Source organism: Mesorhizobium sp. M7A.F.Ca.AU.002.02.1.1 (genome assembly GCF_003998535.1).
GTDB classification, from domain to species: Bacteria; Pseudomonadota; Alphaproteobacteria; order Rhizobiales; family Rhizobiaceae; genus Mesorhizobium; species Mesorhizobium ciceri.
This window is the reverse complement of the sequence record NZ_RZPB01000222.1, coordinates 1-8,166: the sequence shown is the minus strand read 5'-3', so window position 1 is coordinate 8,166 and position 8,166 is coordinate 1. Positions and strand designations below refer to the sequence as shown.

Annotated in this window: 9 protein-coding genes; 6 read left to right on the top strand and 3 right to left on the bottom strand. The window is 63.9% G+C overall.

Features of this window, described 5'->3' with window-relative positions; translation table 11 throughout:
• The 6 genes from cobA to EN879_RS15650 all read left to right on the top strand — a co-directional run.
• On the top strand, positions 1–938 hold a 938-nt coding region (cobA, locus tag EN879_RS15675), incomplete at its 5' end, for a uroporphyrinogen-III C-methyltransferase (protein ID WP_127274123.1).
• Entirely contained in the window at positions 935–1,228 is a 294-nt protein-coding gene (locus EN879_RS15670; protein ID WP_013529562.1) for a DUF2849 domain-containing protein, read from the top strand. The genes cobA and EN879_RS15670, both read left to right, overlap by 4 nt.
• Before the next feature lie 43 nt (positions 1,229–1,271).
• Positions 1,272–2,942, top strand: a complete 1,671-nt coding sequence (locus EN879_RS15665) for a nitrite/sulfite reductase (RefSeq protein WP_063169017.1) — start codon at positions 1,272–1,274, stop codon at positions 2,940–2,942.
• Entirely contained in the window at positions 2,917–3,681 is a 765-nt protein-coding gene (locus EN879_RS15660) for a phosphoadenylyl-sulfate reductase (protein WP_024502838.1), read from the top strand. Before EN879_RS15665 ends, EN879_RS15660 begins: the two co-directional genes overlap by 26 nt.
• Before the next feature lie 173 nt (positions 3,682–3,854).
• The gene (locus tag EN879_RS15655; RefSeq protein ID WP_063169016.1) at positions 3,855–4,388 is read left to right on the top strand and encodes a DUF934 domain-containing protein; all 534 of its coding nucleotides are present in this window, start codon (positions 3,855–3,857) and stop codon (positions 4,386–4,388) included.
• 96 nt (positions 4,389–4,484) lie between these two features.
• Positions 4,485–6,092, top strand: coding sequence for a GMC family oxidoreductase N-terminal domain-containing protein (locus EN879_RS15650; RefSeq protein WP_127274122.1), 1,608 nt, complete (start codon positions 4,485–4,487; stop codon positions 6,090–6,092).
• A gap of 123 nt (positions 6,093–6,215) precedes the next feature.
• On the opposite strand, the gene EN879_RS15645 is transcribed toward EN879_RS15650, so the two are convergent.
• The 3 genes from EN879_RS15645 to EN879_RS15635 all read right to left on the bottom strand — a co-directional run bounded on the left by EN879_RS15645 (position 6,216) and on the right by EN879_RS15635 (position 8,066).
• Positions 6,216–7,238, bottom strand: coding sequence for a fatty acid desaturase (locus tag EN879_RS15645; RefSeq protein ID WP_063169014.1), 1,023 nt, complete (start codon positions 7,236–7,238; stop codon positions 6,216–6,218).
• A 152-nt stretch (positions 7,239–7,390) separates the two neighbouring features.
• Positions 7,391–7,894, bottom strand: coding sequence for a hypothetical protein (locus tag EN879_RS15640; RefSeq protein WP_335916267.1), 504 nt, complete (start codon positions 7,892–7,894; stop codon positions 7,391–7,393).
• Complete coding sequence (locus tag EN879_RS15635; RefSeq protein WP_024502834.1) at positions 7,869–8,066, bottom strand: hypothetical protein; 198 nt, start codon at positions 8,064–8,066, stop codon at positions 7,869–7,871. Before EN879_RS15635 ends, EN879_RS15640 begins: the two co-directional genes overlap by 26 nt.
• Positions 8,067–8,166 lie beyond the last annotated feature (100 nt).

Below are 8,166 nucleotides of genomic sequence, written 5' to 3'. Positions count from 1 at the left end.
CCGAGAAGCTGCTGCCGAGAGGCAATGCCCGCCGCCGCTTCTGGAATGATTTCTTCGCTGGCGCTCCTGCGCGCGCGGCTGAAGCCGGCCAGCTTTCGCAGGCGCATGACGCCGCCGTCGATCTTCTGCTGTCGAACACGCCCGCTTGCGGTCACATCGCGCTGGTTGGCGCCGGTCCGGGCGCCGAGGATCTATTGACCTTGCGAGCCCATCGTCTGCTGATGGAAGCCGATGTCATCGTCCATGACGCCCTTGTGCCCGAGGCGGTCGTTGCCATGGGTCGCCGCGATGCCGAGCGCCTGCCGGTCGGAAAGCGCAAGGGCTGCCACACCAAGAGCCAGGCTGAGATCAATGCGCTGCTGGTCGAGCTTGGCCGTGAAGGCAAGCGTGTCGTGCGGCTGAAGTCTGGCGATCCGCTGGTGTTCGGCCGGGCCGGCGAAGAGATGGCGGCACTTCGCGACGCCGGCATCGCCTATGAGGTGGTCCCGGGCGTCACCGCGGCCTTTGCCGCCGCCGCCGATTTCGAACTGCCGCTGACCTTGCGCGGTGTCTCCTCGTCGATGGTGTTCACCACCGGCCACGACCTCAAGGGCAATTCGCTGCCCGACTGGGCCAAGCTCGCGATTTCCGGCGCTACCGTCGCCGTCTATATGGGCCGCTCGGTGGCGGCCGAGGTTGCCGGACGGCTGATCGAGGCCGGCCTGTCGCCGGACACTGCGGTGGCCGTGGTCGAGAATGCCAGCCTCGCCAACCGGCGGCGCTTCCACGGCACGCTTGCCGACCTGCCGTCGCTGGAAGCGCGCGCCGATCTTTCCGGCCCAGTCATGACCATCATCGGCGATGCGGTCGCCGGCGCCAACTTTGAACGGTCCGAGCCGCTGGCGGCACACAGGCATGAAGGCGCGTCCAGTTCGGTCGCCGAAGGAGTTCAGCAATGAAGATACTGACCGCCAACCGCCTCACCGACGGCATCGCCGTCTGGTACGCCGATGGCGGCTGGGCCGAGACGGTGGATCATGCCGACCTCGCCCATGACAAGGCAGCCGATGACAGGCTCGAGGCGATCGGCGCCAAGGCCTATGCCGCCAACGAAGTGGTCGACGTCAATTTGATCGACGCCGAAGTCGTCAACGGCGTCGTCCAACCGGTGCGGCTGCGCGAGAAGATCCGCGCCGCCGGCCCGACCATCCGCAACGATCTCGGCAAGCAGGCTGCGCGGGCAGCATAACCAAGACACCAGGCATGGGCGGACGCGCCCTGAAAGACCAAGCATGTACCGTTACGATGAGTTCGACCACGATTTTGTCCAGGCCCGCGTCGCCGAGTTCAGCGACCAGGTGCAGCGCCGTCTTGCCGGCGAGATCACCGAGGACCAGTTCCGGCCATTGAGGCTGATGAACGGCGTCTATCTGCAGCTGCATGCCTACATGCTGCGCATCGCGGTGCCCTATGGCACGCTGAACGGCAAGCAGCTGCGCATGCTCGGCCACATCGCCCGCAAATACGACAAGGGCTACGGCCATTTCACCACGCGCCAGAACATCCAGTTCAACTGGCCGGCGCTGTCGGACATTCCGGCGATCCTGGCCGATCTCGCAAGCGTCGAGATGCACGCCATCCAGACCAGCGGCAATTGCATTCGCAACGTCACCGCCGACCACTTCGCCGGCGCTGCCGCCGACGAGGTCGCCGATCCGCGTCCCTACGCGGAAATCCTGCGCCAGTGGTCATCGGTGCATCCGGAATTCTCGTTCCTGCCGCGCAAATTCAAGATCGCGGTGACGGGGGCCGAGCGCGACCGCGCCGCCATCCAGACCCACGACATCGGCCTGCACCTGAGGAAGAACGCCGCCGGCGAACTCGGTTTCGCCGTCTATATCGGCGGCGGCCAGGGCCGCACGCCAATGGTTGCCCGCAAAATCCGCGACTTCCTGCCGGAAGCCGACCTTTTGTCCTACTGCACGGCGATCCTGCGCGTTTACAACCTCTATGGCCGCCGCGACAACAAGTACAAGGCGCGCATCAAGATCCTCGTCCATGAGACCGGGGTCGAGGAGATCACCCGCCAAATCGAGGCCGAGTGGCAAGAGTTGAAAGACGCCCAGCTGAAGCTGCCGGAAGCCGATATCCGCGCCATCGAGGCCTATTTCGCGCCACCGGCACTCGCTGAGCGGCCGGAAGGCGACCAGGCGGTCAAGCTGGCGCGGCTCGATTCCAAGGGGTTCTCGGAGTGGCTCGACCAGAATGTCGTGACGCACCGCCATCCCGATTATGCGGCTGTGACGATCTCGCTGAAGGGCATCGGCGAGGTGCCTGGCGACGCCTCGGACAGCCAGATGGACGCAATCGCCGGCATCGCCGAGACATATGGCTTTGACGAGCTGCGTGTCAGCCATGAGCAGAACCTGATCCTGCCGCATGTGGCCCGCGCCGACCTCAAGGCGGTCTATGATGCGCTGGTCGGCATCGGCCTGGCGACGGCCAATTCCAACCTGATATCGGACATCATCGCTTGCCCGGGCCTCGACTACTGCGCGCTGGCCACGGCGCGCTCGATCCCAATCGCGCAGGAAATCTCGCGCCGCTTCGCCTCGCTTGAGCGGCAGCGCGAGATCGGCGAACTGAAGCTGAAGATCTCCGGCTGCATCAACGCCTGCGGTCATCACCATGTCGGCCACATCGGCATCCTCGGCGTCGAGAAGAAGGGCTCCGAACTCTATCAGGTGACGCTGGGCGGCTCGGCCGACGAGAACACCTCGGTCGGCGAGATCATCGGCCGCGGCTTCTCTTCGGAAGAGATCACCGACGCCATCGAACAGATCGTCGAGACCTATCTCGGCCTTCGGCTCGACCCACAAGAGAAATTCATCGACGCCTACCGCCGAGTCGGTCCCGCGCCGTTCAAGGAGGCGCTCTATGCTGGCGAAGCCAAGGCCGCTTGACCGTATTGGAGACGTCGATGACGGCATCGCCGCCAAAGCGGCAGGGCTCGACGCGCTCTATGGTCATCTGAAGCCGCTCGAGATCATCGAACGCTCGGCCCGCGAACTGTTCCTCGACGAGATCGCGGCGGTGTCGTCGTTCGGCGCGGATTCGGCTGTGCTGCTGCACATGATCGCCAAGATCGACCGGACGCTGCCGGTCATCTTCCTCGACACCGGCAAGCATTTCGAGGAGACGCTCGGCTATCGCGATGCGCTCGCCGCCGATTTCGGGCTGACCAACATAAGGGTGATCAAACCCGAGGAAGCAGCACTCGAACGGATCGATCCGACGGGCAATCTGCACCAAAGCGATACCGATGCCTGCTGCGACGTGCGCAAGGTGGAGCCGCTGGCGCGCGGTGTCGCGCCATTTCGTGCCTGGCTCACTGGCCGCAAGCGTTTTCAGGCCGCGACGCGGGCAGCGCTGCCGGTGTTCGAGGCGGTCGGTCCGCGCATCCGCATCAATCCGCTGGCGCATTGGACGACATCGGACCAGGCCGACTATATGCGCGCGCATGCGCTGCGCGAAAATCCGCTGGTCGCTTATGGCTATCTGTCGATCGGCTGCTTCCCGTGCACGCAGCCGGTGCAGCCGGGCGAGGACGCGCGCAGCGGCCGCTGGGCCGGTCATGCCAAGACCGAGTGCGGCATTCACCTGTCGGGGCTGGAGAAGTCGCTGACCGACGCATCCCTTTAGGATATGCTGATATTCAGGTAAGGCTGGCCTGCAAACGGCGGCTTCCTGCGCTTCCGGTGCTCACGTACTTCAAGTATGCTCCGCTCCGGTTCTCGGAAGCCGCCATTTTCGGCGCAGCCTGACCTGAATCTCAACACATCCTTGGTTTCGTTTGACTGTTTAGGAACTTTTTGATGACTGAACCGACGACACCGGAGACCCGGCTCTGGACCCCTGCGGGTTTTCAGGAGGATGAGTGGACGCATGCCGAAAGCGCCGATGCGCTGTCCGGCAACGGCCGCTTCATCCTGCCGTTGCAAGTCTTCCTCGATCTCGATCCGGAGGTGCGCCGCTCGGCCAAGGAACGGCTCGGCGTCCTGCTGCAGCCGGGTGATCAGCTCGAGAAGGTCGCCGACCTGCTCGACCAGCTGTCGCTGGTGGCGCTGGCCTTTCCGGCCTTCAGCGACGGCCGCTCCTTCTCCAAGGGAGAGCTGCTGCGCGGCCGCTACCATTTCGAAGGTGCCGTTCGCGCTACCGGCCAGGTGCTGGTCGACCAACTGCCGCATATGCTGCGGCTGGGCTTCGACGAGTTCGAGATATCGAACCCCGTGCTGTTGAAGCGCCTGGAGGAGGGCCGCACCGGCGGATTGGGGCTCTACTACCAGCCAGCCGCCGTGCCGGAACCAAAAGGCCCGAAATACTCCTGGCGGCGCGTTCGCAGCGGCTGACGTTGCGGTAATTCCGCGCGTCTTTACAACGCCCCCTGTTCAAGCCTTCTCTTGAGCTTCCGGATGGAAAATCCGGAATGATCGGGGAGGGTCTTCATGCGTTACGACTATGTCATAGCCGGCGCTGGGTCCGCCGGCTGTGCGCTTGCCGCACGGCTTTCGGAAGACCCCTCGAAAACGGTCTGCCTGATCGAAGCTGGCGGCGAGGGCAGGGATATGCTGATCCGCGCTCCGGCTGGCATTATCGGTATGCTTTCCGGCCGGCCCAGGATCAACAATTGGGCCTTCGAAACCGTGCCGCAGCAAGGTCTTGGCGGCCGCAAGGGCTACCAGCCGCGCGGCAAGGCGCTGGGCGGCTCCAGCGCCATCAATGCGATGCTCTATGTCAGGGGCCATCGCAGCGACTATGACGAATGGGCCGATCTGGGCTGTGAGGGCTGGTCATGGGATGAGGTTCTGCCCTATTTCCGGCGCGCCGAAGGCAATGAGCGCGGCACTGATGCCCTGCATGGCGGGGACGGCCCGTTGAAAGTGTCGAACCAGCGCTCGCCGAGGCCAATCGCCAAGGCCTTCATAGAGGCTTGTGCCGAAAACCAGATTCGCGCCTTGGACGATTTCAACGGACCGGAACAAGAGGGCGCCGGCTATTTCCAGGTGACCCAATTTGCCGGTGGCGCCCGTAATGGCGAGCGCTGTTCGACTGCCGCCGCCTATCTCCATCCGGTGATGCAGCGGACCAATCTGACCGTGATCACGCGGGCGCACGCCACAGGCATCGTCCTTGACGGCAAGCGGGCCACCGGTATCCGCTACCGGACACGCAAAGGCGAGGCAGTGGCGCAGGCGTCGTGCGAGGTGATCCTGTGTGGCGGTGCCTTCGGTTCGCCGCAGTTTCTGTTGCTGTCGGGTATCGGCCCGGCGGCCGAACTTGCCGTGCATGGCGTTCCCGTCGTCCACGAATTGCCGGGCGTCGGCAAGAACCTGCAGGACCACCTCGATTTCATCGTCGGCTGGAGATCGAAGGACACCGATATGCTTGGCATGAGCCCGCGCGGCGCGTTGGGTTTCCTACGGCATATCGCGCAGTGGCGGCGGGATGGGACCGGGCTGATCGCCTCGCCGGCGGCCGAGAGCGGCGCTTTCGTCAAATCCGACCCGGCGCTTGAGCGCCCTGACCTGCAGCTGCAATTCGTCATCGGGCTGGTCGAAAACCATGCGCGCACGCTGCACTACGGCTTCGGCTTCTCCTGTCATGTCTGCATATTGCGGCCGCACTCGCGTGGCGAGGTTGGGCTGGCCAGCGCCGATCCACTTGCCGCGCCGCGCATCGATCCGCGCTTTCTCAGCGACCAGCGCGATGCGGAGCTGCTGTTGAAAGGCGTGAGGATCACCCGGCAGGTGCTGGCTTCACCGGCGCTGACGCGCTACCGGCACAAGGAAATGCACATCGCCGGCGAGCCAAGCGATGCCGATCTGATGACCCATATCCGTACCCGCGCCGACACGGTCTATCACCCGGTCGGCTCCTGTCGGATGGGCGTCGACGAGATGGCGGTGGTCGATCCGCAACTCAAGGTGCGCGGGCTTGAAGCCTTGCGTGTCGTGGACGCCTCGGTGATGCCGACACTGATTGGTGGCAACACCAATGCGCCAACCATCATGACCGCCGAAAAGGCCGCCGACATGATCAGGGCTGCCTGGTAGGAGCTCCAGGCGCGGTGCCTATAGACTGGCGGTCGTTTTACTTTTCTTGGTTTGACGCAATTGCCCCAGGGAAAACGCTACGCGCTTTCCCTGGAAACCGTTCACCACTTCTGCTGGAATTGCTTAAGCCGCCGCCCGTGCCTCGCGGAACGACACCAGCTTGCGGCGGTTCTCGTCCCACAACGCCAGTTTAACGCAGCGCAGGCTTTCCAGCAGCGTGACACGGCCGATGTCGCGCAGCTCGGGATAATCCCGCAGCACTTCCTGCAACCGGTAGCACGGCACCTTGGCGGAGAGGTGATGGACGTGATGGACACCGATGTTGCCGGTGAACCAGTTCAGCACCGGCGGGAGGTCGTAATAGGACGATCCGTGCAAGGCGGCGTGCTGGAATTCCCAGTCGACATCCTTCGCCCATTCCGTTTCCTCGAACTGGTGCTGGACATAGAACAGCCAGATGCCGGCCGAACCGGCGAGGATGACGATCGGCAGGTGGACCACCAGGAACGCGCCGGGACCGACGAACCAAATGAGGATGGCTGCTGCGACCGCGATGCCAAGATTGGTGGTCATCGACGACACCCAAGGGGTCAGGCCGCCGCGCATCATGCCGACGGGCAGCCTTTGCTCGAAGATGAACAGCCAGATCGGACCGAGCCCGAACATCACCAGCGGGTGGCGATAGAGACGATAGGCAAGGCGGCCTCGCCACGACATCTGCCGGTATTCTGCAACGGTCAGCGTCCGGATGTCGCCCATGCCGCGTTCGTCAAGATTGCCGGCGCTGGCGTGGTGGGTCGCGTGGGCGCGCCGCCAGCAATCGTAGGGCGTCAGCGTCAGGATGCCGAGCGCGCGGCCGATCCAGTCGTCCGCGTAGCGATTGGCGAAGAAGGAGCCGTGGCCGCAATCGTGCTGGATCATGAAGATGCGCACCAGAAACCCGGCCGCGGGAAGGATGAGGATCAGTCCCCACCAATGGCCATAGGCATAGGCCGCCGAGGACAGGCCCCAGAGCATGGCGAATGGAATGAGAGTGATGGCGAGTTCGACGGTGCTGCGCCGCCTGTCAGGCTTCTTGTAGCGGGCGAGAATCTTCAGCCAGGCGCGCTTGCTGTTGGCGACCGTCTCAGGGGAAATCATGTTCATCAGGAAGCATAGGCGGGGTGCCTCGCCGCCGCAAGGCGACATCACGCAAAATTACTGTGCGTAATTGTCGCGTGGCCCGGCGGTCGAGCCAGCCAACCGCCGGTTCGACCTGCTGATGATTCTGAGCGTCGGTTTTCCGCTGAGGTCGATCGCTATTCGCGATCGAGGATGGGACAGCCGCGCTCGGTGCCAAAAGTCACGCGCACGCGGTCGCCACCCTGTCTGCCGCGGACTGTGATCTCCCGGCGGCCGACGGACTCTATCCTTGCGCGGCGGATGCCCATTCGGTCTGCCTTGTCGAGGGCCCGGTCCTCCGTGCAGCCTCGTTGACGGCGGTCGCGCCGGTCGTCGCGACGGGGGCCTTCGCAATCGTCATAGGCGGGGTCGCAATCTTCCATGAGCTTCAGCCGCGGGCCATGTTTGCCCAATTGCAGCTGCAGATTGTCTGCTTGTGCCGGAAAAGCCGCCAAGGTGATGGCGCCGAGGCCGACAAGCGCCATCAGCGATGAGGTGATCGAAACCTTGCGCACTACGTCCTCCATTTTGAACCACAACACATCTATCCTTAGATGGTTCGGCTCTCCCCGGCTATTGCCGATAGGAGGTTTGCTGCCAAGATTGATTGTTGCGTTACCGCCGGCGCCAGCCGATGTCACCGCGCTCCGCCCCATCGAGGCGGTCGAGCAGTTCTCGGAGCCGGTCGGGAATGTCGGCCTCGGTGCGGAAGGCCGGCAAGGTGCGTAGAAAGCGGGTCACCGCCTCGGCACCCAACTGGCGCCTGACCTCGATGGCCAGCCCTTCTGCCTTTTCGCCCGTGTTGCGGGTCATCGTCTCAAAATCCTGTGTCGGCTTCGAAACTCCTCCAGCAAGGGAATGGTTCCCCCATCCTGCCTGTGGGGCAAGCAAAGCCGGCAGTTAAGGTAAAATT